The 23,805-nt window shown below is 40.3% G+C and carries 21 protein-coding genes and 1 pseudogene; 8 read left to right on the top strand and 14 right to left on the bottom strand.

Going from position 1 to position 23,805, the window contains the following annotated elements; all coding sequences use genetic code 11:
• Positions 1 to 4: 4 nt before the first annotated feature.
• On the bottom strand, positions 5 to 2,230 hold the full coding sequence (locus QI031_RS00305; protein WP_281483258.1) for a pentapeptide repeat-containing protein: 2,226 nt from the start codon (positions 2,228 to 2,230) through the stop codon (positions 5 to 7).
• A 36-nt stretch (positions 2,231 to 2,266) separates the two neighbouring features.
• The gene (locus QI031_RS00300; protein WP_281483257.1) at positions 2,267 to 2,476 is read right to left on the bottom strand and encodes a hypothetical protein; all 210 of its coding nucleotides are present in this window, start codon (positions 2,474 to 2,476) and stop codon (positions 2,267 to 2,269) included.
• 214 nt (positions 2,477 to 2,690) lie between these two features.
• Here QI031_RS00300 and QI031_RS00295 point away from each other — a divergent pair, with 214 nt between their 5' ends.
• Positions 2,691 to 2,975 carry a helix-turn-helix domain-containing protein gene (locus QI031_RS00295; protein ID WP_281483256.1) on the top strand — a complete coding sequence of 95 codons (285 nt, stop codon included), beginning with the start codon at positions 2,691 to 2,693 and terminating at the stop codon, positions 2,973 to 2,975.
• Positions 2,976 to 3,161: 186 nt separating this feature from the next.
• On the top strand, positions 3,162 to 3,935 hold the full coding sequence (locus tag QI031_RS00290; RefSeq protein WP_281483255.1) for an IS630 family transposase: 774 nt from the start codon (positions 3,162 to 3,164) through the stop codon (positions 3,933 to 3,935).
• 176 nt (positions 3,936 to 4,111) lie between these two features.
• On the opposite strand, the gene QI031_RS00285 is transcribed toward QI031_RS00290, so the two are convergent.
• The 11 genes and pseudogenes from QI031_RS00285 to QI031_RS00235 all read right to left on the bottom strand — a co-directional run bounded on the left by QI031_RS00285 (position 4,112) and on the right by QI031_RS00235 (position 19,729).
• Positions 4,112 to 5,029, bottom strand: a complete 918-nt coding sequence (locus QI031_RS00285; RefSeq protein WP_281483254.1) for a helix-turn-helix domain-containing protein — start codon at positions 5,027 to 5,029, stop codon at positions 4,112 to 4,114.
• A gap of 8 nt (positions 5,030 to 5,037) precedes the next feature.
• A complete protein-coding gene (locus tag QI031_RS00280; protein ID WP_281483253.1) occupies positions 5,038 to 5,943 on the bottom strand; it encodes an NmrA family NAD(P)-binding protein in 906 nt (301 codons plus the stop codon).
• A gap of 398 nt (positions 5,944 to 6,341) precedes the next feature.
• Entirely contained in the window at positions 6,342 to 12,245 is a 5,904-nt protein-coding gene (locus tag QI031_RS00275) for a PAS domain S-box protein (RefSeq protein WP_281483252.1), read from the bottom strand.
• A gap of 274 nt (positions 12,246 to 12,519) precedes the next feature.
• Positions 12,520 to 14,595 (bottom strand): AAA family ATPase, encoded by a 2,076-nt coding sequence (locus tag QI031_RS00270; RefSeq protein ID WP_281483251.1) that lies wholly within the window; start codon positions 14,593 to 14,595, stop codon positions 12,520 to 12,522.
• The gene (locus QI031_RS00265; protein WP_281483250.1) at positions 14,592 to 14,765 is read right to left on the bottom strand and encodes a hypothetical protein; all 174 of its coding nucleotides are present in this window, start codon (positions 14,763 to 14,765) and stop codon (positions 14,592 to 14,594) included. The genes QI031_RS00270 and QI031_RS00265 overlap by 4 nt, the downstream gene beginning before the upstream one ends.
• 283 nt (positions 14,766 to 15,048) lie before the next feature.
• Positions 15,049 to 15,222: pseudogene (locus QI031_RS00260) on the bottom strand (helicase); the annotation flags it as partial.
• 114 nt (positions 15,223 to 15,336) lie between these two features.
• Entirely contained in the window at positions 15,337 to 16,539 is a 1,203-nt protein-coding gene (locus tag QI031_RS00255; RefSeq protein ID WP_281483249.1) for a tyrosine-type recombinase/integrase, read from the bottom strand.
• The gene (locus QI031_RS00250) at positions 16,526 to 16,921 is read right to left on the bottom strand and encodes a hypothetical protein (protein ID WP_281483248.1); all 396 of its coding nucleotides are present in this window, start codon (positions 16,919 to 16,921) and stop codon (positions 16,526 to 16,528) included. The genes QI031_RS00255 and QI031_RS00250 overlap by 14 nt, the downstream gene beginning before the upstream one ends.
• Positions 16,918 to 19,173, bottom strand: a complete 2,256-nt coding sequence (locus QI031_RS00245) for an AAA family ATPase (protein WP_281483247.1) — start codon at positions 19,171 to 19,173, stop codon at positions 16,918 to 16,920. The genes QI031_RS00250 and QI031_RS00245 overlap by 4 nt, the downstream gene beginning before the upstream one ends.
• Positions 19,174 to 19,292: 119 nt before the next feature.
• Complete coding sequence (locus QI031_RS00240) at positions 19,293 to 19,529, bottom strand: hypothetical protein (RefSeq protein WP_281483246.1); 237 nt, start codon at positions 19,527 to 19,529, stop codon at positions 19,293 to 19,295.
• A complete protein-coding gene (locus QI031_RS00235) occupies positions 19,529 to 19,729 on the bottom strand; it encodes a hypothetical protein (RefSeq protein ID WP_281483245.1) in 201 nt (66 codons plus the stop codon). The genes QI031_RS00240 and QI031_RS00235 overlap by 1 nt, the downstream gene beginning before the upstream one ends.
• Positions 19,730 to 20,112: 383 nt before the next feature.
• Here QI031_RS00235 and QI031_RS00230 point away from each other — a divergent pair, with 383 nt between their 5' ends.
• The 3 genes from QI031_RS00230 (at position 20,113) to QI031_RS00220 (ending at position 22,350) form a co-directional block, all read left to right on the top strand.
• On the top strand, positions 20,113 to 20,412 hold the full coding sequence (locus QI031_RS00230) for a helix-turn-helix domain-containing protein (protein ID WP_281483244.1): 300 nt from the start codon (positions 20,113 to 20,115) through the stop codon (positions 20,410 to 20,412).
• 210 nt (positions 20,413 to 20,622) lie between these two features.
• The gene (locus QI031_RS00225) at positions 20,623 to 21,888 is read left to right on the top strand and encodes an IS701 family transposase (RefSeq protein WP_281480781.1); all 1,266 of its coding nucleotides are present in this window, start codon (positions 20,623 to 20,625) and stop codon (positions 21,886 to 21,888) included.
• A 225-nt stretch (positions 21,889 to 22,113) separates the two neighbouring features.
• The gene (locus QI031_RS00220; protein ID WP_281483243.1) at positions 22,114 to 22,350 is read left to right on the top strand and encodes a helix-turn-helix domain-containing protein; all 237 of its coding nucleotides are present in this window, start codon (positions 22,114 to 22,116) and stop codon (positions 22,348 to 22,350) included.
• A gap of 27 nt (positions 22,351 to 22,377) precedes the next feature.
• Here the strand turns inward: QI031_RS00220 and QI031_RS00215 are convergent, their stop codons facing one another.
• Complete coding sequence (locus tag QI031_RS00215; protein ID WP_281483242.1) at positions 22,378 to 22,542, bottom strand: hypothetical protein; 165 nt, start codon at positions 22,540 to 22,542, stop codon at positions 22,378 to 22,380.
• A 121-nt stretch (positions 22,543 to 22,663) separates the two neighbouring features.
• Between QI031_RS00215 and QI031_RS00210 the strand changes: the two genes are divergently transcribed.
• The 3 genes from QI031_RS00210 to QI031_RS00200 all read left to right on the top strand — a co-directional run bounded on the left by QI031_RS00210 (position 22,664) and on the right by QI031_RS00200 (position 23,744).
• Positions 22,664 to 22,969: a hypothetical protein gene (locus tag QI031_RS00210; protein WP_281483241.1), complete on the top strand. Its 306-nt coding sequence runs from the start codon at positions 22,664 to 22,666 to the stop codon at positions 22,967 to 22,969.
• 156 nt (positions 22,970 to 23,125) lie between these two features.
• On the top strand, positions 23,126 to 23,419 hold the full coding sequence (locus QI031_RS00205) for a hypothetical protein (RefSeq protein WP_281483240.1): 294 nt from the start codon (positions 23,126 to 23,128) through the stop codon (positions 23,417 to 23,419).
• A complete protein-coding gene (locus tag QI031_RS00200) occupies positions 23,388 to 23,744 on the top strand; it encodes a hypothetical protein (RefSeq protein WP_281483239.1) in 357 nt (118 codons plus the stop codon). The genes QI031_RS00205 and QI031_RS00200 overlap by 32 nt, the downstream gene beginning before the upstream one ends.
• Positions 23,745 to 23,805 lie beyond the last annotated feature (61 nt).

The following is a 23,805-nucleotide window of genomic DNA, read 5'->3' as shown; positions in this document are numbered from 1 at the left end:
GATGTCACTTCAAGTAAATCAGTAAGTTCAATCCGGGAATTGTGCGCGAAAGTGTCCACAAAACTAGCGTAATGTAAACTACGCCTAGACTCCACTGATACCATGCAAGTGCAGAAATAATCCCTGGTAAGTGTTCATCTCTCAGGCGAATATCATTAAAGCCCAATCGCACTAGGTTATTGAGACTGAAGTCATAGTAATTCAACCAATTCCAACGGCGATCGCCCAATAGAGGCATGTACCGTTCCCGGAATATACTATTTCTCGGTATGACTGGTAAGCGTCCAATTAACAATCGTAACTGCCGCAGACTACCGTCTTCTGTAAAATAGGAAATATCCATTAAATCGTGATAACGACCTTGTTGGTAAAGTCGGCACAACAAACCAATTGGTAAGGGAACAATAATTGTTAACAAACATCCTAGTGTCAGCCAAGGTTGGGCGGAACTGCGAAAAATGGCTAGTAAGCTGAAGGATGTTAAATAGCCAAAACTGACCAACATCGCCACTGTTTCGTAATATGTAGGAATAATCGGCTTGGGATGTAAGCGGCGATAACGATCCACTAACCAAAATAATAAACCAAAATAGGCGATCGCTAGTCCTCCCACACCAAACACTAACCAAAAATCCGTACCATAACCACTTAATAACAACAGTACACTTGACGCTAACCAATTCCATGCTTGCAGTAACCAGCTACCAATTGATAAAGGTTCAGCAAAAACCAAGCGATCGCGCATTTGAGTGTAGGTTTCTACGTCAATATTTGCTAAGCTAAGTAATTCACTGCTGTTGCGAAATAGTTGGATAACACGACGATCAGTTATTTCTTGTGCCTGAATTGCCGAAAATCCCAAATTAATTAACTTTGTTAAACTTGCACTATTGATATTTGTCGCCACTAAACGATAGCTTAACTCTATAATTCGTTGTTGCTGTTTTGTATATTCCAGTTGATTAGCATCGGTAACTTGTTGTTGTTGACGAAAATTTTGCTCTAAATTCCGTAAGATATTTTGATTACCTTGCAATTTGGGAATAGAAAACATCTTACCAATTTCGCCAGGATTACCTAAAATTTTTGCCTGATTAGAATTAAAAGTTAAACCTGGAACATTTAAAAAAGCTGCTTTCGCAAACCCCGCATCACTAAAGTCTGCTTGGTTGAGAATGCTAGCACCGCGCAGGTTTACGGGTTGGTTAAACTGTGCTTCTCGAAAAGTTACAGCTTGTTCAAAACTCGCTTCTGTAAGGAAGAGAAATTGATGAAAATTTGCTTTGGTAAATTGTGCTTGATTAGCAAAACGTGCATTTGAAAAGTTTGCGTTTTTTTGCCACTGCACATTACTAAATTTAGCTAATTTTTTAAAAGTGGCTTGGTTAAAGTTGGCTGTATCGACAAATATGCTGCCATTAAAATCAGCAGTTTCTTGAAATTGAGTTTGTTTAAAATTGGCTTGATTAAAAAAAACACTACCATGAAAATTACTCAACTGTCGCAAAGTCGTATTTTTGAAACTGAAAGAACGGCTAAATCTGGTTTCATTCCAATTAGTGGGTTGAAGAAAAGTTGCTTCTTGAGCATTGACAGATTGCAAAAAAAATGTATTTGAAAACTGTACTTCCCCAGTAAAGCGAGTTTGCACCAGCGTTAAAGCACCACGAAAAACGGAGATTTCACTAGACTTAGTTAATTCAGTTCCCAAAAGTGATTGACAGTCCTTAGAATTAGGTAAGGCGATCGCTAATGATTGTAAGCAAATCGAACGCAAACTTTCTAATTGTTCTTGTTCGATGGCGGTAAATATAGGAGCTATTGCTTGAGCATATAGAGGCGTTCTTAAACCTAAATCACTACCGACAAAATCTCCTTGAATCAAAGACTGACTAAGATCTAAACCTAAAGGTTTTGCACCTAGTTCTTTCCGCAACATTTGGTAGAAGGCATCGCGGAAAGCTGCATTTTCCGGTCGCAAATCGATTACCATCTGCCGTAAATCTACAGTCAAATTGCCTTCACGAAGTATTGGTGTATGTAATCGCTCTTGCAATAATTCTAGGTTTAAAGGTGTGCGTTCTGGTTGTGTCTGCGCTGCCTTGGCTGGTAGAGGTAGAAAGAGGAGAATTATTAAAACGCAGAGTATTACAGAGGAAAACACAAAGTATCGCAGAGAAACCCCTTTGTGTACCTTTGGATTTAACCTTTGTCTTGAACAGTTGTTCATGGGGAGCCAGTGCGTTGGGGAGACAGCGCCGTGGTGTTAGCGTAGCGGTAGCGACGCAGGAGCGTCGGCAGTCCGGTCTTGGGGAGCCACTGCGGTCTTGGGATCTCCCCAAGTGGCGTGGTTTCCCCCATTAGGAACTGCCGAAAGGGTTTCCCGACTTGAGGCGACTGTCGTCGGGTAACCCGACTTGTAGCAACTGGCGTGGAAACCCCCATCGCGTAGCGTCTCCTCTTGGGAGAAGACCACACTTTTCGCTGCGTGCCTCTGCGTTTCAAAAATAATTTAGGCAAATTGCTCAATCATTCATCGCTAATCAGCAGAACAATTTTACCTGTCATCGAACCACTTTCAATTAATTAGTGTGCTTTCGCTGCTTGTTTTAGGGGAAACTGATGATTAAACCTCGTCCATCTTGAAAGGTGGAGTTTTGTCACGCATGGTACTATCCTAAGTTTTAGAAGTGGTGATTGAGGTTAGTACAAGGATGTTGAGTGTTGACTGGAGTCGTTGGGGTGAAAGTGCAGAAGCTTTGAGAGAAAAAGCATTGAAAGCAGAGCATCCCCGTAGTCGTGAGCGATTTATGGCACTGTATGAGATTAGTGGTGGCAAAAGTGCGACTCAAGTGGGACGGGAAACAGGGCGTAACCCGCAAACCGTTATGGAATGGGTACATCGTTACAATGCAGTCGGTCAAGAAGCACTAGTTTACCAACGTAGTGGTGGGCATCCCCCCCTTTATCTATAGAGATAGAACAGGCATTAGATCAGCAGATTCGGGATGGGTTGAGATTAGCTAAAACCCCACCTCAACAACGTCAGGAGCAACCTCATACCGTTTCACTTTAAAGTTGATACACATGGGCAAGCAGGGGGAGCAGAGGTAGCAGGGGAGGCAGGGGAAGAAAGAAAAGTAATTTGTATAAAGAATTTCGTGAAATGGTATCAACCCCGTTGGACTTTAAAACGTTTAGTTTCATGGCTCAAAGCCCAATTCAATATCGATTGCTGTCGCGATACTGTTCGCAAGACCCTCAAAGGGTTGGGATTGTCTTGGAAGAAAGCTCGTAAGCTACTAAATAAGGCAAACACGAAAAAACGTGCCGAGTTTCTCGAAACACTCCAGGAGTTATTCGATAAAGCTCTTCAACAAGGAGACCTGCTGATTTACATCGATGAAGCTCATATTCATCTTGATACTGATGAAGGCTACGGTTGGTCGATTAAAGGTGAACGTTTTTGGGTGAGTTCAAGTTCTCCCGGAAGAACCAAGGTATCTTTCTATGGGGTCTATATCTATAATCTGGGTGAAGTCAGAATTTTTCCCTATGACAGTGCCAATGGTCTCAACACTATTGATGTCCTCAATATCCTCAAAACCGAATTCCCTTTTCAACCCATGACATTGATTTGGGATGGCGCTCCTTATCACCGCTCACAGTTCGTTAAAGATGCGGCTGCAACACTGGATATAAAGATAAAACCATTACCCGCTTACAGCCCGGATTTTATGCCTGTAGAACATCTGTGGCAGTGGTTACGCTCAGATGTTACAAATCAAGCTTGCTATGAGCGTCAGTCTGACCTGATTGAACAGGTCTCGGCTTTTCAACAACTAATTAACGCCTCTTTTAATGCCGTGGCGGATCGTTTGTGGGTTACAACTCATCTGAAACCTCATGAGGAAAAACTACGGGTTTCAACTTAGACGAGGTTTAACTTGGATTTTTAATTTGCCTTGATTGATCCATTTGGCACATTGTTCGAGAATCTCTAAGTAAGTCGATGCAATTCTCCAAACGCTTCCATATAAATTGTCTTAACTCATCTATAGTTCCAAAGCTTACACACGCTAAATGTCTTTTAACTTCCTCCCATAATCGCTCAAAACGAGTTTCTAAATTCGAGTGGCGAGACGCTTGTCTTATTCTTAAATAATCTATTAAACGACTGCGGATGTTCAAAACCGAGCCGATACGCGATTTCGCTGACTGAAAGCGATGTTGTGGATAACGTTTCTTTGGCTTTTTCGATTAATTTATTGTGGATATGCTGTTGAGCGTTTTGTCCCGTCAGCGTTCTTAACATATCGCTTAAATAATTCGGCGATACGTTTAATTTACCGGCAATATATTTGACGGTTGGGATTCCCGATTGTAATTCATTTTGTCTATCAAAGTACTCGTTTAATAAATCCTCCAGTTTCACCAGCAAATCACTGTTCGCTTTTTTGCGGGTGATAAATTGCCGATGATAAAATCTGTTTGAATAATTAAGCAGTAATTCAAGTTGTGAAACAATCACATCCTGACTAAAGTTATCAATATTGGAACGATATTCCTGCTCCATATTTTCGATAATATCGTTTATGATTGCTTCTTCTTTTTCTGAGAGGTGCAAAGCTTCATTGACCGAATAGTTGAAATACTGGTATCCCTTGATCGTTTTAGCTAGCGATGTATTCCATAAAAAGTCGGGATGGATTAGTAGTGACCATCCCCTACGCTTTGATGCTGCATCTTTATCAATCTCTACTCCGAAAACCTGACCAGGCGACATAAAAAACATTACGCCTTCATCAAAATCGTACTCTTGCTGACCGTATTTAAATTTAGTGTTCGGTGTTCTTTTGAGCGCGATTGCGTAGAAATCAAAGACAAGATTTATTAATTCTTGGGGAGGCACATATTTAATGGATTTTAGATTAATCACGCTGATTAAAGGATGCTCAGGTTTAGGGAGTCCCATCATCCGATGATATTCGGCGATCGTTTTGAATCTCAAAAATCGAGTGCTTTTCATTATTTTTATTAAACCTTTTTATAGTATTCTGCGGCAAACTCTGCGGCAAAATCCTTTAGTTTTACTTTTCCTAAAATTGGTTTGTGGCGGAAATAATCTTCGTACATCACACCGCTAACTCGTGCGGCATTTAACTCCACGAAACCTTTGGCTGTCTGCGGGTTCATTTTGTTTGCTATCAAACTGGTCAGAAATTGTTCGTCAGGGATGACCAACCATTTTAAATCAGGTTTTCCAATCGCTTCGCCCAACAGTTTGGCTACTTCGTTTGGCGACATTTCATCGCTGGCAATGTAACGAACTTCTCTGCCGTCAAAAGGTTTTTCAATTTCTTCGGCAATGACAGCCGCGATGTCCAAAGGTGAAACCCACGGTTCTTTTTCATCGCCGCCATAGTTTTGGATGATTGCACCTTGTTGTTTGATGACTTGGATAAACGAAAACATTACCGTGTAAAATCCAACCGGTCGCATAAATTTGATGGAAACATCAGCAGGTAATTGACTCAAAATGTTTTCCACATTGTAATGGAAAGTAATGAGACCGTTGCCCTGGTCGGTATGTGCGCCGATACTGCTGAGATGCACGACACGTTTTACGCCCGATTGTTCAATGGCTTGTTTGTAGTTTTTGCCAATCTCGGTGATAGCTGCGATCGCATCAACATTCGGGTCGAAGAAAGCATCGGGGGCAAGCGATTCCATCACATAAACGACATCTGCGCCTTTAAAAGTCGCTGATAGAAAGCCAGCGTCTTCCATTGTGCCAATAGCAGCTTTTGCGCCTAGAGCTTCAATATTTTTCTGCCTTTCGGCTTTGCTGCTGATAACCATCACCTGATGCCCTTTTTTCACTAACTCTTGTGTCAGTGGTTTACTAATATTTCCTAAAGAACCTGTCACTATAACTTTCATAAATATTTACTCACAAACTATTTCTAAATTGAAATTTGAATTTCTCTATTTATGGTAAATAATTTTTTATCTTTAAAGTTAGCCGAATCATCGGTAATTGTATCCAAAATGGGGAATTTTGCTGCTTCTCATTTTCCTCAGAATGATTATCATTATTGTAATTGGTGATTTTATTCCTTGAAAGTCCTTTATGCAATTTAAATGCACAACAACTTATACCGTTTATTCGTGAAGCTGCGCTTAATTTTCCCTGTCTCTATATTTGCGGTAGCCTGCGGCAAGCTTTTTGCGTCTACGCTTTTAAAGCGCATCTTTATACAGAATTGGTATTAGATTAAACAGTGTAATAAAATAAAAGATTTGATGGATACTTATAAATTGGGTAACGTTATTTGAGGTTATTTATTAAAAACTGTATTTGCCAGTTCCATAATTTTTTCAAACTGGAAGTTATGAGCTAAATCTGTTAAAAACATTTGAAGAGTAGAATTATCTGAAGGCATTTGCTCAATCAATTGTAGAATCAGATCATCGCTACATTGAGCAGCAGCATTGTGTAATTCTGCCACCCATTCATCTGATATTTGAGATAACAAAGGTAGGAAAGTATCAAAAGTCAGACTTTGTTCTTGAGCTTGTTTATCTGTATTTATAACTTGATTACTTTCTTCTTGATAAAGATATCGAACTCCTAGATATTTACTGAGTTGTTCTAGTATTTGTTTTTCACGGAAGGGTTTATTAATCAAATCATCACAACCTGCTTCGATCATTGCTTCTCGTTGTTCCTCGAAAGCATTAGCAGTTAGAGCAATAATGATAGGCTGGGTATTATTTCCATGTATCATTTCTCTAGTTTTAATTACTCTTGTAGCTTCGTAACCATCCATAATCGGCATCCGCATATCCATGAAAATCAGGTGTGGATGCCATTCCATCCATTTAGCGATCGCTTCTTGGCCATTTCCAGCTTCTCGCACAGCAAAACCAATGGACGTAAGTAGTCTAACTAGCACTAAACGATTATTTACAACATCATCAACTACCAAGATCCGGTATTCTTTTTGTTCTGACGCTAAACCAATAACTTGGTGTTGAGTTGGCTTTGGCTGAATTTCGCCGGACTCAGCTAAACTAATTTGAATATCAAATGTAAATGTACTGCCTAAACCCAAAGTACTATTAACAGTAATATCTCCCCCCAACAGTTGTACATATTTGCGGCTAATTGCTAAACCTAATCCTGTTCCTTGTTGAGAGGTTCGTCCGGCTTCAGTTTGTCCAAAAGCTTCAAAAAGTAAGTTAATTTCTTGGGGAGAAATACCAGCACCAGTGTCTTGTATCTCAAAAATTAAGGATTGAGAAAATTCTCCCCTATCTACCATTACCACACGTAGCGTTACACTACCAATATCAGTAAATTTAATCGCATTTCCCAAAAGATTGAGCAAGACTTGGCGGAGTCGGCTTTCATCAGTTTGTACATATTGGGGAATATTGGCAGTATATTCAAATATCAGTTGGAGATTTTTAGAAGTAGCGCGGAAGCGTAACATCTCTTCTAAATTTTGCAAAAGCCGAATTAAGTCAAAACTGCTGATATTTAATGTAGTTCTGCCAGCTTCAATTTTTGACATTTCGAGAATGTCGTTGATTAAGCCCAGAAGATGTTCACCAGCCCGATTGATAATTACTAAATTATCTTGATGTTCGCCGGATAGGGAATTGTCCCGGCTCATAATTTGGGTAAAACCGAGGATGGCGTTAAGTGGGGTTCGCAGTTCATGGCTCATGTTGGCAAGAAATTCGCTTTTAGCACGGTTAGCAGCATCAGCTGCAATCACAGCTTGTTGTAATGCTTGTGACTGTCTTTGAGTTTGTGCCAGCAATTGTGCCTGCTGCAAAGCAACTCCCAATTGATTGCTAATTTGAACTACAATATTGACCTCTCCTGTTTTCCATTGGCGAGGACTAGAATTTTGATAACTTGCTAATAATCCCCAGAGTTCACTTCCATATAAAATAGGAACAATAATATAAGCTTTGGCCTGAAAACGCTCCAAAAGTTGAATGTAACGAGAATCTAACCCAGCTTGATAAATATCTGAAACACAGCTAAAACCTGCACCTTGTATGTACCCATCTTGGTGATCTGCTCTATCTAACATGTTTAAAACACAACGACCATTTTCTAAGGCTCCCTGTGTGAGATTGGGATCATTATTGTGTTCTTCGATTAACGAAATCCAATCTTCTCCTACCGATTCGGCAACAAATTCGCCACTCCAATGGGGATTGAAGCGATAAACAATCACACGATCACAGTTGAGTACTTGCCGTAATTCTTGAGTTGTCGCCGCGAATATGGTCTCTAAATCTAGAGTCTGCCGCATCCGTTGAATCACTTGAGCGATCGCTTTTTCTCGTTCTGCACTTTCGCGCAAGGCTTCTTCAGACAATTTTCTCTCGGTAATATCAGTAATTGTACCGATGTAGCCTTGAATTTCTCCATCTTCACCAATTTCTGGTAATGCTTGGGAAATTACCCATATAACCGTCCCATCAGGCCGTAGGAAGCGATGTTCTGATTTATATGGCTTTGTCTGTGCTGCTGTTTCACACCATAAATTAAGTACGCGATCGCGGTCATCTGGATGTAGAGCCTTAGTCCAGCCTTTTCCTAGTGACTCTTCTAAGGTTAGCCCTGTAATCTGACTCCAGCACTGATTTAAATATAAGGCTTTGCCATTAATATCGGTGTGGAAGATACAAACTGGTGAAGCTTCAGCTAAAAGTTGATATCGCCGTTGACTTTCTTGTAAAGCTAGTTCTGCTAATTTGCGATCGTTGATGTCTGCCCAATAACCAACATACTCGATTGGGTTGCCAACTTCGTCACAAATTAACCTGACTTGATCATAAAACCAATGATAAGTTCCGTCAGTGTGCAGAAAGCGGTATTCGTAAGATTTAGACTCCTGGTTGGAAGGTGGTGAAGAAATTTTTCCTAAGATCCGTTCTATATCTTCTGGGTGGACGTGCTGCATCCAAAAACTAGAGTTTTCTAAAAATTCTGATGCATCATAGCCAATCATTGCCTTAACGTTATCACTAATATAGGTAGTACCAAAATCTCCTGTGATTTTGCAGCTATAAATGACTACAGGGCTAGAAGTAAGGAAATATTCTAGGCGTTCGTTGGCTAGGCGCAGTTTTTGTTCTGCATGTTTGCGGTCACTAATTTCTATGATCACTGTGCCAACATTAGAAGGGCGATCGTCTTCACCAAAAATCGGAAAATAAGAAGCTAAAAAATGACGGATAGTATCTGGCTGCTTGGGCAATAAACCACTCATTTCCTGATTATGAATCGGTTGACCAGTCAACAGTACCTGCTCACATAATGGTGTAACTGTATGAGCAATTTGAGGTAAAACTTCATAGATAGTTTTACCGATATGATCTGTTTGGGGTATCTCATTAATATTTGCTAGTTGTTCATTAATTTGCACAAACCGTAATTGGTGATCTAAGATACTCATGCCTACAGGTGCGCTGCTAAAAAAAGCATTAAGACGAGCTTCTCTAAGTGCTATTTCTCGCTCTAAGGCTTTACGTTCAGTTATATCTTTGTGCGTACCCGTCATTCGTAAAGGTTTACCTTGTTCGTCGCGTTCTACAACTTGACCGCGAGACTGAATCCATTTCCACTCCCCAGATGAACAGCGCATCCGAAATTCTACTTCATAGACAAGACTAGTACCTTGGAAATGGACATCTAATAATGAATTAACTGTGGGTAAGTCTTCTGGATGTATCAGTTGCTCGATTGCTTGTTGATTATCTTCTATTTCATGGTCTGTGTATCCCAGCATCTTTTGCCACCGCCAATCACGGTAGATTTTACCACTGCGAAGATTCCAATCCCACAACCCCAAGTCGCTACCTTCTAAGGCTAATTCTAAACGTTCTTCGCTTTGTCTGTGGGCAGACTCTGCTACTTTACGCTGAATTAACCCGCCTAATTGGGCAGCAACAGCACCCACTAGCAAGAGCAAACGCTGATCAACTGGTGCAGCATTACGTTTGAAAAATACCAAAATAGCTAATACTTCGCTACCACTGAGAATTGGCACACCAAAACCAGCTTTTAATCCTACTTCTGCTGCTTGTGGCGATCGCAAAAAAACTGGTTGCATAATATGAGAAACATCTTCTATCCATTCTGGCTGCCGACACTGCCAAACTCGTCCAGGTAATCCTACACCCATAGCAAAGTTAAAATTTTGACTTTTGCGGCAAAATGCCTCTAAACGGCTTTCTTCTGCATAACAGACCAAGCTATGTTCTAAAATAGTGCCGTCATGACTGGGTATCCATGCTTCACCAAAGTCCCAGTTAATAGTGTTGCAAATTAAGCGGAGGACGGTTACTAATGCACTATCTACGTCAATGGCGCGAGTGATGGCTTGAGATGTTAACAGTAGCAAACGACTTTCATTTTCTGCTTGCTTGCGTTCAGTGATATCTTTAGCTGTGCCTAGTACGTATTGTTGTCCATCAATATCAATCATTTCCGCACTAAACAGTGCTGTTTTTACTTCTTTACTGGCAGTGCGAAAATCAACTTCATAGTTACGAATAGCTTTATGATGTTGAATAAATTGGGCGAGGAAACTGCATTCTTCTTGGTTCACCCAAATATTTAACTCTTTGTTAGTCCGACCAATGACCTGAGAGCGAGAATAGCCAAATAACCGACAAAAACTGTCATTAACTTCTATGTAGCGTGTTTTGGGAAAAGTGGCAAGGGCGATCGGGTCAGGAGATGATCTAAAGGCTGATGCTAACTTTTCTTCGGAGGCGCGGCGTGCTGCTTCTGCTCGTTGGCGTTCCCGTGCTTCTAAGGCCAAAGATACTAAATGTCCTAAAGAACGAGCAAAATTTTCGTCTTCTAATGTCCAAGAATGAGTTACTCTTACCGCCTCCAGACATAAAACTCCTACGGTCTTTCCTGCCAGTCTGATGGGGGTATCAAGCATAGAAGTGATGCACAATGGAGCTAAATAAGATTCAGAGAATTGTTTAGTTCTAGGATCACTATAGGCATCATCTGCGGCAATTACCTCGTCTTGCTGTAAAGCGTGAAAATAAGCTGGATAGTCTGACGTTGATAAAGAAAATCCTTCGCTGTGTTGATTGCGACTTTCTTCAAATAAGTCCAGACACTCAAAACGAGTGGCTGTTTCGTCATATAACCAGACGCTGGCTCTTTCTACAGCTATATTTTTAGCACCTACTTCTGTGATCGCACTTAAAGCTGCTTTTAAATCACCTTGATACAGCAGCTGATTTTTCGCTAGTTTTGTTATTACTAAATTATAGTTACGGAGCTTGACGGTATTTGCCTTTAAGGCTTGTTCAACCCGTTTGTGTTCTGTAATATCACTAGCTGTACCTGTCACCCCGATAATTAAATTGTCTTCATTTCGTAAAGCGATCGCATTCAGCATCAAATGCAGTGAATAACCATCTTTTGCTATACATGTAATTTCATGCTGAAAAATTGGCTCTCCATTCACAAGACATCCAAATATTTGCTGAACATGAGCCACCTGTTCAGGCAAAATAAAATCAAACCAAGAACACCCGATAATTTCTTGAGGTTCGTAGCCGCAAACTCTTTTAACAGCACTATTAATAAAGGTAATTCGTCCAGATACATCCAGTGACCAAATGATATCTTGGGATGTCTCAACTAAGTGGCGATATTTACGTTCACTAGCTTTTAAAGCAGATTCTACTTGAATGCAATCTCTCCAAGAAGCTTCATTCTTGCAAGTTTCTGATGTTAATAGCTTTACTTGTGCTAGTGCAATTTCTAATTGTTTATTTTGATATCTTAACTGTTTTTGTAGGTTTTGAAGAGTCAGTTGATTTTGTATGCGTACTAAAACTTCTTCAGAATGCAATGGTTTATTAATATAATCAACACCTAGTTGAAAAAAATTGAAATTTTTAGAGAGATGGTCAAGAGTACCAAGAAAAATAATCGGAATGTTCTGAGTATTTTGGTTAGCTTTCAATTTTTGATAAACTTCATAACCATTCATCTCTGGCATCAGAATATCAAGTAAAATCAAGTCAGGTGTTAGATTTAATACCTCATCAATTGCCAATTGTCCGGAAGTTACTGTTTGTAATTGATAACCTTGAGCCAAGAGAATATCAGATAAAAATTGTAAATCTTCTGGACAATCATCAACTAATAAAATTTTTATTTGTTGAATATCCTTAATCATGGCAAGTTCTAAGTTAAATTTTAATTTTTGCCGAATTGATGATAAAAAAAAGATAAATAACAAAATAAGGTAAATGTGCTGGTTTTATTGTGATATCTGCAAATCGATTGTAAATCAGCTTGGTATAAATTAAGTATATACACTGAATAAATTTCTATATTTAAATCAAAATCTACTCAAAGTCTATTTTAATACTAGTTTGTGATCTTGAGAGGCTCAGATCCCCGACTTCTCAAAGAAGTCGGGGATCTGTTCACTGTCCACGAATATGCTACTATCCTTGATTTCGTTCAACTTCGATAATTTCTGTATACTCAAATTCATTAGGACTTTGCCTAACCAAAGGATATCTTTCTTTACCTAATTCAATATAATCCTGTTCGCAATCTGGCTTAGAAGAATAGTATGTCAGCACATATTCTTTACCAATTCTGTCTGTCATTTCTGCTTCGACTTCACCCCGCCACTGTGTTTTAGTTACTAACACAATCAACTGATTCGCTAATTTCGGAATTGTCTGAGCAATGTGTCGCCGTGAAATTTCATCCAAACTCCCAAATGGCGAATCCATGACAATAGGAAAAGTACTGCTATCGGGAATCATCATCATTTTTCGCTTTTCGCTCCATTCCCGGACTCTATCAATAATACTGGCAATAAATGATAAGCTGAGAATTTGATTTTCTCCAGTGGATGCTGCAACTAGTGCTTCGATACCTGCTGTATTTTCTACTAAAGTTAACTCATATTTGTCACTTATTTTCGGAGTATAAGGTGCAAAAGAAATTTCAGTGAATATCTCTTGCACTCGTTTTTCTAGTTGCAGGCGAAACTGCTGTTCTTGACGATTTTTAACTTCTGTTAACCGTTCAATCGCATCTTGGGTAGCACTAATGCGTCGTTGTGCTAATATTTGCTTTTCTTCATTCAATTTCTGCTTGGCGATTTGTTTGATCAAAGCATCGATTGCTGTTTTTAAGTGGGTAATTTGCTGCTGATTTGCACCTTGCTCTCTATTTAATTCATCAATTTTAGTTTCAATTTCATCTAGACGTTTTTGTAAACTGCTAATTTCTTCATTGGGATCTTTGCGTAGTCGTTCTTGAATGCTATCTAGTTCAGTTTCAATTTGAGATATTATTTGTCTTAATTGTTCAATTCTGGCTTGTTCTCGATCCACTTCTTGCCAAAATGCTGTTGCTTGCTGATCAATATCATCTACTTGAGCGCTCATGCGAATTGTGGTTTCTTCTACAGTCGAAGAACCTGCTCTATCTAACCAAACTTGTACATGAGCATGGGAATGACTGCCTATGTTTAAATCTGTACCACAAATACAGCGTTGAGTTTTCAGCAATTCATTGATAAATTCCCGCGAAATTCCTGGAGTTAATTCACCTCGTTGCTTTAAATCATTAATAATTGCACGGAACTGATTTGTAGTTTCTGCCAATAACACTGTGTAACCTCGTGCAGAAATTGCTTTTTTTAGCGCTTCTCTAGTTTTCCTCAGTTCTTCTCGGTTTGCCTCTTTTTGTGATTCTAAATTATGTCGTTTTTCTTGTAACTCTTTTGCCGCACTCAATTCTCTTAAACGGTTACTTGTCTCTTTTTTAAAAGTTTTTTGATACTCTAATTCTTGTTTAATTTCTGTTTGGCGTTGAGTAATATTTGTAATTTCTTTTTCTAATTTCTCTTGTTGACGCAACAACTGTTTAGTTTCTGCATCTCCTATAGTTGTTAACTCGGTTTCTAAACTTTTTTTGGCTTCTTTTAAGTGGGTAATTGAACGTTCAATTACTTCCACACCTAAAAAAATCTTGGTAGCTTCGGCAATTTCTGCTTTTTTGTCAGAACGGACGATTTCTTCAATTCGCTCACCATCAAAGAAAAAATATTGATGTAAACTAGCGGGTAAAATCTGATTAATAATGTCTTCTGATGGCTGAGTTGGTAAGTTCCATTTGCCATCATCACCGCTTACCCACATAGTTAACTGTGTTTTTCCTGCTTCTAGTTCACTGGCATTTTTGTAAACTCGACAAGAACGTTTAACTCGGTAGCGGTTGCCTTCATGTTCCCACCCAATCTCTACCCAACATTCTACAGCTTGTCCTCTTTGTGTTTCGGCGATCGCTCGTTTATTTACTAACTGTTCGGTCGATGCAAAAGCGGCGCTAAATTTCTCATATAACACCCAGGTAAATGCATTCAATAAGCTGGTTTTACCAGTACCATTATTACCATGAATAACTGTTGTGTTATGGATATTCCCTCCCGCCAAGAGCATCTCTGGCGTTGTACCATAAAATGAGCGAAAATTGCACAACTTAACTGAAGTCAGCTTCATTTTACAGCTTCCTTCACAATATCTAAAATATCATCATTAATATGACCTTTGCTTTTTCGATCTAATCTACTTTTTTCCAGCTTCCATACTCGCTCAATAATTTGTTGTACTTCCGGTGAGGCGCTGTTAATTGGCTCCTGGACATCATCTATATTTAGTTCTTGTGACATTACCAATTTTTAAATAGTTTTTTCTATTTTAACTGCCTCTAATGCTGTATTTACATCAGTAAAGCCACGATTAGCCTAATCTTTATTTTGGGCAATTTATTGATTGAAATTTTTAAGTTTATTTTTTAGTAATTAATTGAAGTTTTTCTGTTATACTGAAATTAATATAATGGAAATATAAGCGTCCTTAAAAATTTGAATTATATCCCATTATTCATTATCTTTTCACAAAAGCTGACCTTAATTTCAAACATCAAAAAAACTTTACATTTACCGTAATTTATTAAATATCTAATAGTCCATAACGCTTTTGTAAAGCTAACAACTTCATTCTTGCTTCACCCGCGTTATCAGCTAAATCAGCAAATTCCACAAAACGACGCAATTCTTTTTTTAATAAATTGCGCTCAACTTCTATTGTTTCTCTATCTAAATCTGGTGGCAAGACAATCATATCAAGATTCCTCCTACACTAAAACCCTTAAAAAATAAGGGTTTTAGTTTGCAATTCAGTAGCAAGTAGCAGTAGCAACTCATCCAAAAATTTCTGCATCAGGTATTTTTGAATTTATCAAAAATCAGGACATTCCGAATCAACAACATTCGGGTGACAGTAAAATTTCAAAACTGTCTGTACCTCATCCCCAATCCATCGCGCTACTTTTTCCGGTGTCACCCCAGAAGCGATCGCCCAAGTCGCAAAAGTATGACGGGTAGCATAAAACTCTAAATACGGGGTTTTTCCAACTGCGGCTAATTCCCTGATTACTCCTGGATATTCACGGCGATAGCCATTTTTACCAGACTTTACCTTCAAGCTCCAAAATTGCTGCACAATGCAACTATTTAACGGGCGGCCAGTTTTTGAGGTAAAGACAAGCGAGTGAGGGCTAAATTCTCCGGCGGGCGGTTTCATGCCTAGCAGTAGATTTTGTAACTTTGATCCTTTGGATGTGGGAAATATCCGTTTTTTGCGGTTTTTTGTGCCTTTCTTGACTCGAAACAAGTTACAGGATTTGTTGATCAGGATGCGGGTGGCATTTTCTTGAACGTCTGCCCAAGTTAAAGCAAACGCCTCGCCCGGTCGGCAACCAGTCCAAAACATGAATTTGACTAAATTAGCGTGGTGACTGTAAACCCGGTGATTTTCAAAGGTTGCAATTATGGTGTCGCGCTGCTCAAGAGTAAACGCTCGATAATCGTCGTCATCTTCGGAGCTACGGCGCGGTTTTTTGATTTTGAGTTTTTCAAATGGGTTATTGGCAATCAGTCCTGAGTCAACTGCCCAATTGCAGCAGTCACTAAAACTTTGTAGCAGCGTCCAAGCCATAAAATGAGTCGTGTTAGTTAATAACCAATCCCGAATCTGTGGGGCTTGGTTTAATGACTTTGTGGGCAATTTGGCAATATATCGTGCTATTCCCTTGTACTTTCCGTATATTGTGGTTCTTTCTAGAAGCGCTTTTTTAAACTCTGTGAATTTTTCCCACAATTCGCCCAAATCATAATCGTAAGACTGTGACAAACGGTACAGTGTGGCACTATTACGGCTTGGTTGAAACTGGTACGACTGCAACGATGCATCGAACCGTTCTAAAGAGATGTCAGCTTGAATCATCTCTCGTCGCAGCTTCACCAATTCTCGATTTCTGGGCGTATCCTCTAGCCCTGTGGCAATGAAGAATTGCTTGCTAAATCCGTTGACATGAAAGCGGATGACAAGCTTATTGCTACGTCTATCGGTGCTAATCCACTTATCCTCATTCTTCGGCATTGGCAACAAATAGCTGACCGTTAGAATCAACTCCGATATATACAGAAATAATCCTTTCTTGCGGCTCTGGGTCTTCATCCTCCTTTTCTTCGTCTTCGCTATAGCCAATAGTCACCAGAGCTTCGACTACAACTTCGTACTCCTTTTCTTCCTCATTACGTTCTTCTACTGTGACTAGTTGAATTTCTGTATCGATAATTTCCCAGGAAGAAAGCGCGTCTTCATCAGGCTTAGGCCACTCGGTAGCGTAAGTGTGGTAGGTCGTGTCATCCGCTGGGTCGTCTGCATCCTCATATATGTAAGCAGTCAAGCCAGGACGGGCATATTCATTTAAGACGTAATTTTCAGCCACATCCTTTAATTGCTGATCGGTAATCATCACTGAACCTTCCTTAACTGATGTGGTTGGTAAGGTTGCCCGTTATTCGCCATAGGTGGAGCAAACCCCTTACTCTGTTTCCTTAGCCAAATACCAGTGCCATCGATGGAGCTAATTATTAGCGTTTGCCCCCGGTGCTGCCCTGCAACAACTTCCACTTCATCGCCAAAACGCAAACTTATTGATACATCGGTAAGAGGCAATTCACCTTTTATTTGTGGTTCTGGTGGTTCTGCCTGGGTGGGTGAGGGGTCAGACCCCTTTTTAAGTGATCCAGGGGTCTGACCCCTCAGGGGGTCTATTGCCTGGATCACTTCTGGATCACTTTGAGGATCACTTATGAGGATCACTTTTTTTTCTATATCTGGCAAAGGTTCTGGCGATAAGTGATCCTCAAAATCCAAAATTTGCGATTTTTTCGAGGAAATTTCTGACTCGTTTATTAGTGCATTTTTAAGGGGGATCGGATCACTTTCGCCTGTAACCCTTGCCTCTACTGGAGAAAAAAAGTGATCCCGGATATTGGTGGCACTTGGATCACTTTTATCACTTTCGGCTGAAACTACTGTGTTTGCGTTCAAAGAAGTGATCCTGTACTGATTTTTGGGGGTATCACTGGTGTCTGATGTTTCACCTTCAATCAAATAAAGGTTGGAATAGCCTCTACCTAAGGCTTTCGGCTTTAACCGCGTGATAATGCCGTCTTGAACCAATTGGAAGCATAATTTGCGAACAGTGTTTAAATTGTCACCCATAGCATGGGCAATTTCTTCAGCCTCAAATGGTGTGCCTCGGTTGTCCAACAAGAACTGCACGATCGCATCTTTGATGGTGGCGTTGGGTGAGGCGGGGTCTTCGTCTGTTCGTCCTAAGCAAGTCCATGATTTGTCTTCCGGCTCAAATCTCAAACGATAGGCGGCGGGTGCGCGTGAGCGAGATTTTTCAATTGTCAGTAGACGCTCTAACCCATCGGCATTATTTTGGTCGTCACGTTTGAGTGACCATACCTCAGACACGCTGTTAAAAATGGCTTTGGTTCCTCTAGATTCACCGTTGCTGTTGCTGTGGTGAATAATCAAGATCGTGCATCCAAATTCTTGGGCGATATCTCTAAGCAAAAGAATTGGTCTAGCGTACTCGGTGTCATTTTCGGTGAAGGTCGAGTGACGACTGACCGAGGTTAAAGAGTCAATCAAAACTATGTCAGGCCGGAACTCTTCAATCTCTTGACGTAGATGCTGGATGTGGTCTGTTGTCCATTTGGTTTTGTAGCGAATGTCCATGTCGTCGGTAAAGCCTCGGTCTTCTAGAGCAGACAACATATCGTTAGGCGACTCGTCCGTTTGAATCACTAGACATCTACTTTTCTTGGTGACAGGGAATCCTTGCCAGTGTGTGCCTGTCGCCAAATGGTAGAAAAAGTCGTAGCTGAGGCGAGTCTTGCCCGTGCCACCTTTGGCATGGAGCAGTACCGTAGTACCTTTGGGTAGAAATCCGTGTATGAGCCATTGGCGGATCTCATTGCCGTAAAGTTCTATGATTTCTTGCATACTGATTAATCCTTCGTTCTCTGAGTGGATCAAGGATTTAAAGTAGATATTTTCTAAATCCTTAATTGATTGACCAAGCTTTTTAGACAATTTAGACATTTTAAAAAGTCTCTTCCCAGGGTCGAGGCACTCAAGTTCAATCTGTCTAATCGCCTCAATCATTTTGTTGTATTCCAAAGTTTCTCGATCTTCTTTTGACTGAAACGAGAACAATTCGTGAAGGGAAGTTGAGTTTTCTTTGAAAAGTGACATTGCTTCAGAAACTTCTATTTCTGTTGCGTGTCCAAGCTTACGTGTGTAGCTGCTAAATTTAATTAATTGACGACGAAATGCTGAATCAATAACTAGTTGAGCATGGTGATCTATGTTGATTGCACTAACAGTTCTATAGACTAAATCTGCTAGCTTGTTTCTACCGCCAATACGTTCTAGTAATCCCTGCCTTGTTAGGTAGCTAGTAACAGTTAATAAGTCTGTTGGCTGCTGTTTTTTTGCTAGTTCTAAACAAATCTGATAGATTTCTTTGTGTGCTGAAATGTAAAAATGCTCTGGCTCCAACTTGTCCGAAATTCTGCCAATGGCTGATGGATCATTCAAGATGCCGCCTAATATCTTTTCTTCGGCTTCTATTTCTTGTGGAGGTAAACTATTGTCTTGAGAACTAAAGTCAAAAGTTGATTCTAACCGGGAAAATGAGCTTACCATTATTGCTCACCTCCCTTTAAAAATGTTAGAGTTAACTTGAAATCGAATATTTTGCAAGTTATTTTTGAGGGGGGAATGCGCGAACATTCGTCCTTTTTTTTTATACATTTATTCATTGTTTATTTGCCTCGATTGTATTGATTTGCTACTGTTTTGAGAGTGCTTAAAGTGTTAAATTCACTCAGTATTCTTGTGCAAATTAAGTCTTTGTCTTGTTGGCGACCTTTTAGTTCTGCAAGTTCAGAAGCAAGGGCATAATTCGTTTCTAATGCGATCAACAGATGTGATCGCAAGATGTCTACAGTGCGCTCTAACTTGTCAAGTCGTTGCTGTGTTGGGTCTTTGGAGTCGGTCATCAGTAAGGTTGATCACAGATTGCTTGGATTTCTGTAGCAACCGAGTTAAGTACATTTTTCCAGGCTACTAACTCGGTATATGGGTACTGGCTAAGGCTTCCTATTTCCTTACGCAGTCTTCGTTCAAACGCTTCTGTCAGAATTTCTACTGCGTAGCGTAAATCACCAGACATGATTTCTTCTTCTATGGTTTTGGTCATTGCTGTTGTAGAAGTATTTGGGAAAGTCGGGATGTTGGAAGTTAATCCACTCTGGCGGGGGTGGTAGTAGAGAAATTTCAAATGGTTTAGGTTTAGTCATTGGCTGTTAGTTATCGATCTGCGGAGACTACCTGCAAAAAAAGCAGCAGTTAACCTCCGCTTTTTTGTTGGCTAATTAGCGGCTAGGTACTGTGTAAAAGGCACTTAGCAGAAACTACATAATTCACTCCGTGACTTTTCGCTCAAAATTAGCGCTCAAGGATGTGAATGTAGTGAATGGGCAGATCTGTTTGGCTGCACATCTGCCCAAAAAATGTACTTTACTTAAACTATGCAATCTGTTTGGCATTTCGCCTATGCAAATTGCATAGCATTTTGCTATCGTGATAAACAAAAAACCAAATTTTGTGGAAGGCGTGTCTTTTTTAAGGCAATTACGTGAGGCATTAAATCTGACCCGTGAGCAGTTTGCGGTAAAAATTGGCACAACAGGAAGCACTGTTTACCGATGGGAAACAGGCAGGCATCCTGTCAGCTTTAACTCGCGACAGTGGAAAAGTTTTCATAAAGAAGTTCTTGAACCACTTGGTATTAACGTTTACGACTTACCCGATGACTTAGGAGCGCCTTACAAAATGAGTGCTTCTATTGACTTAGAGTTCATTCCCGATAGTGACCAGTAGCTCAGCGTTGAAAGACTACGCTGATTTGTAATTAATTCAAGACGCGGAGATTGGATGCTGTTTTCTAGACAATCTCCGCTTTCTTTGTTTGGGTCGAATTGTTGAAACATCTTATTCCTGTTTAGTTAATTAGCGGGACTTAGGCAAAAAAAGAGAATAAAAAAGGCTATAATGCAGAATTAGCATAGGTTTTACGTCAAACTAACCCCCATGAAAGAGACAACTCCCACAGCTATGCCCCCATGCTTTGAAAAATGGTGTCAAAGGTTTGACGATGTATTTGGTCATAAAGCGCAAAAAAGGGAGTTTAGACATTATTTAGGGGGGTTGTTAGGAGAAAGCGAACGGAAAAACTTGTTCCAGCTCGCAGAAAATGCCGTAGGAGTAAATTACCACCGATTACACCACTTTTTGACAGATTCCCCTTGGTCGGCCACAAAGGTGAATGAACGACGCTTAGAGGTAATGAACAAGTGTAGTCAGACTAAAATCAGTAGGGGATTTAGCTTGATAATTGATGATTCAGGGCATAGGAAAAGTGGTAACTTTACCGAAGGTGTGGGAAGACAATATATCGGAGAAATTGGCAAGACAGATAATGGAATAGTGGTGGTAACAACTCATTTATATGATGGGAGAAAAAGCCTACCATTAGATATAGAGTTATATCAACACGCTGATTCATTACCCGAAGGAAAACAAGACCCTCTATTTGAGAAAAAAACAGAGATAGCAATTAAGTTAATAGACCAAACAAGAGAGCGAGGATATCAACCAGGAATAGTGATTGTAGATGCCGGATATGGTAACAATACATCATTCCTATTAGAACTAGAAAATCGCAAATTAAAGTATTTAGGAGGAATAGCCAAAAATCGGAAAGTCACAATTAGTGAGCAAGAGAATAATCAACGAACAATTAGGATAGATGAGTTAGCAAAGTCTATACCCCAAGAGGCTTTTAGCGAAACTCAACTCAATTTAGATAAACCTAGAAAAGTATGGGTAGCAACTTTTGAAGTAGAGATATCACGTCTGGAAGGTAAACGAAGTATAGCTATCGTCATGAATGCTGCTACTTTTTCTGATGCCACAGATATCGACTACTTTATTACCAATGTTTCTACATCTGTTGTAACTTCAGAATGGATAGTAAACACCTATTCTCAACGCAATTGGGTAGAGGTCTTTTATAGAGAAGCCAAGGGTTTTTTAGGATTGAAAGAATATCAAGTCCGAGATAAAACCAGTCTCATGCGACATTTTATCTTGGTATTTTGTGCCTATACTTTTGTCCTTTGGCATCAGTTGACTGGTGGTTTTAGACGTAGGTGGGCAACTAAACCGTTGAACACTTTTACTGAGGCTTTAGAAGCCTTTAGAACTGCTATTTCTTTCCGATTTATTGAGTGGTTGACTGTTAATCGTGACGTATTTGCCGCTCATAAAGCCAGTTTCGGCTTTATTTGGGCTTGATTTTTCCTTAAGTCCCGTTAGCGGCTAGGTGCTGTGTAAAAAAGGCACTTAACCAAAGCTACATAATTCACTCCGTGACTTTTCGCTCAAAATTAGCGCTCAAGGATGTGAATGTAGTAAATGGGCGGAAGTGTCTTGCAAACGGTTCCGCCCGAAGTTGTATACCGAACTGTAGCAAGGTTCCGTTATTTCGGAACCTTGTCAAGGTTCCGTTGTTAGTATAGTATGACAAAAGAAAAAAAAACACTAACTCCAATGGAATTGAGAAAGCGTGTCGGCTTGACTCAAAGGCAAGTAGCAATTGCCCTTGACAAAAAAGTCGCAACCATCAGTGATTGGGAGCGCGGAGTAACTAGACCACGGTTAACGTTTTCCGAAACCAAAATGCTGATGGCAATTTTTGAGTGCACGCTTGATGAATTAATCGAAGCTTACGAGCGAGAGAAGGTACAGCCTAAATAGCTTTGCTTTAGCAATTTAGAACACCACTCACCCCAAACCAAGTAGAGATGGCAGCCTACCGCCAGTAGTGCAATAGAGAAAGACCTGCCCGTGGTGAGTGTGTTCTTCTAAGCGATCGCCAATTACCCATAAGTCGTAGCGTCGCCGGGTAGCGATAACTAAATACTGAAACTCCAGAATGAAGCTGAACACCCTGGAGAAACTAAAAAGGAGGAATACGGATGTCGAACAGCATAACAGAAGCAATAAAAAATGCTGACAACCATCTTGCAAGTCGCCAGCACGGTCTTTATCTATAAGGATTTTACAACCAATGACACAGCCAATAGGGTACTGGACTAACTACACTCCTGGGGATGGTTCCTACCTAGAAATGTTACAAGAGCGTTACGGGTCAAGGTTTGAACAAATGACCAAGCGAGAAAAACTATCTTTGATAGTCTCCCTAGCTTCTCACCTGTGCTGCACTGCCCCAGAAGAATGCCGTAGTGAAATCTTGGCACTAGGCAGCGAAATACCTGAGAAGCTATCTGTTAGCGATCAAGAAGGTTTAATGCAAGCGGTGATCAACCAAATCTGCACTGGCTGCTATAGCAAAAATGTATCCGTAGTTCGCTAAACCTAATTAAAACTTATGCCCCCGGTGTCTCACCACCGGAGGACTTCCACTCCATCAGACGCGACCTGAAAGGAGGGCGATAGTATCTTACTTCACCACGCCCACTTTCACCAGTGGGCTTTTTGCGTTTAGTCATTCATGAGTCAAATAAAAATCGTGACTACAAATCGACTCAAATTTGACCCATTACTTGCCTGGATACCAATTGTCCAAGCTGCAAAATTGCTCAAAGTCCACCCCAGCCAAGTTAGGAGAGATAGAGCCGTTGTAGAAGCTTTGGGGTTAATTACCTATACCAAGCACAGCGGCGGCTTTAGTCCTCAAGACTTTGAGGTTTTGTGGATATTTCGCCAGCTGGTCCAAGAACGCGGACGCAAAGAAGCAATTAAAGCGATCGCACAACAACTAAAGGAATACCGTGAACAAGACAGATCTAGAAGCAGTAGCTGAAGCACTCCGCCAGGAGAAGCAAGAGCGTGGATATTCAAGTCGAACTGAGCAAATAGGTGAAGATGCCGCCCAGGGAGGTACAAGCCAGTTATCAGCTATTTCAAGTCAATTAGCTGATAACATTGTTGACTTTGTTTGGGCTGATGCTTTGCAAAAAGCCTTTGAGCGTATGGGCAATGGGGATATGGGAAAGGTTGCGCCTCAGTTGATTAAGTCGTTTGGCAATGGCATTACCAGCAACTTTGAAATAGAAATTAAAGCTTTGCAGGAGTGGCATGATTCCCCAAAATACGCTCTACCACCGGAGCAGTACAGCGATGGGTAGCAGTTGGTGTGGGGGTAGTTGCCCTCGCTGCCAGCTTTTACTTAATCGCTGCCACCAAAAA

Source organism: Halotia branconii CENA392, assembly GCF_029953635.1.
Classification (GTDB): domain Bacteria; phylum Cyanobacteriota; class Cyanobacteriia; order Cyanobacteriales; family Nostocaceae; genus Halotia; species Halotia branconii.
Note: the sequence above shows the minus strand (reverse complement) of the source record. Positions and strands in the feature narration are given on the sequence as shown.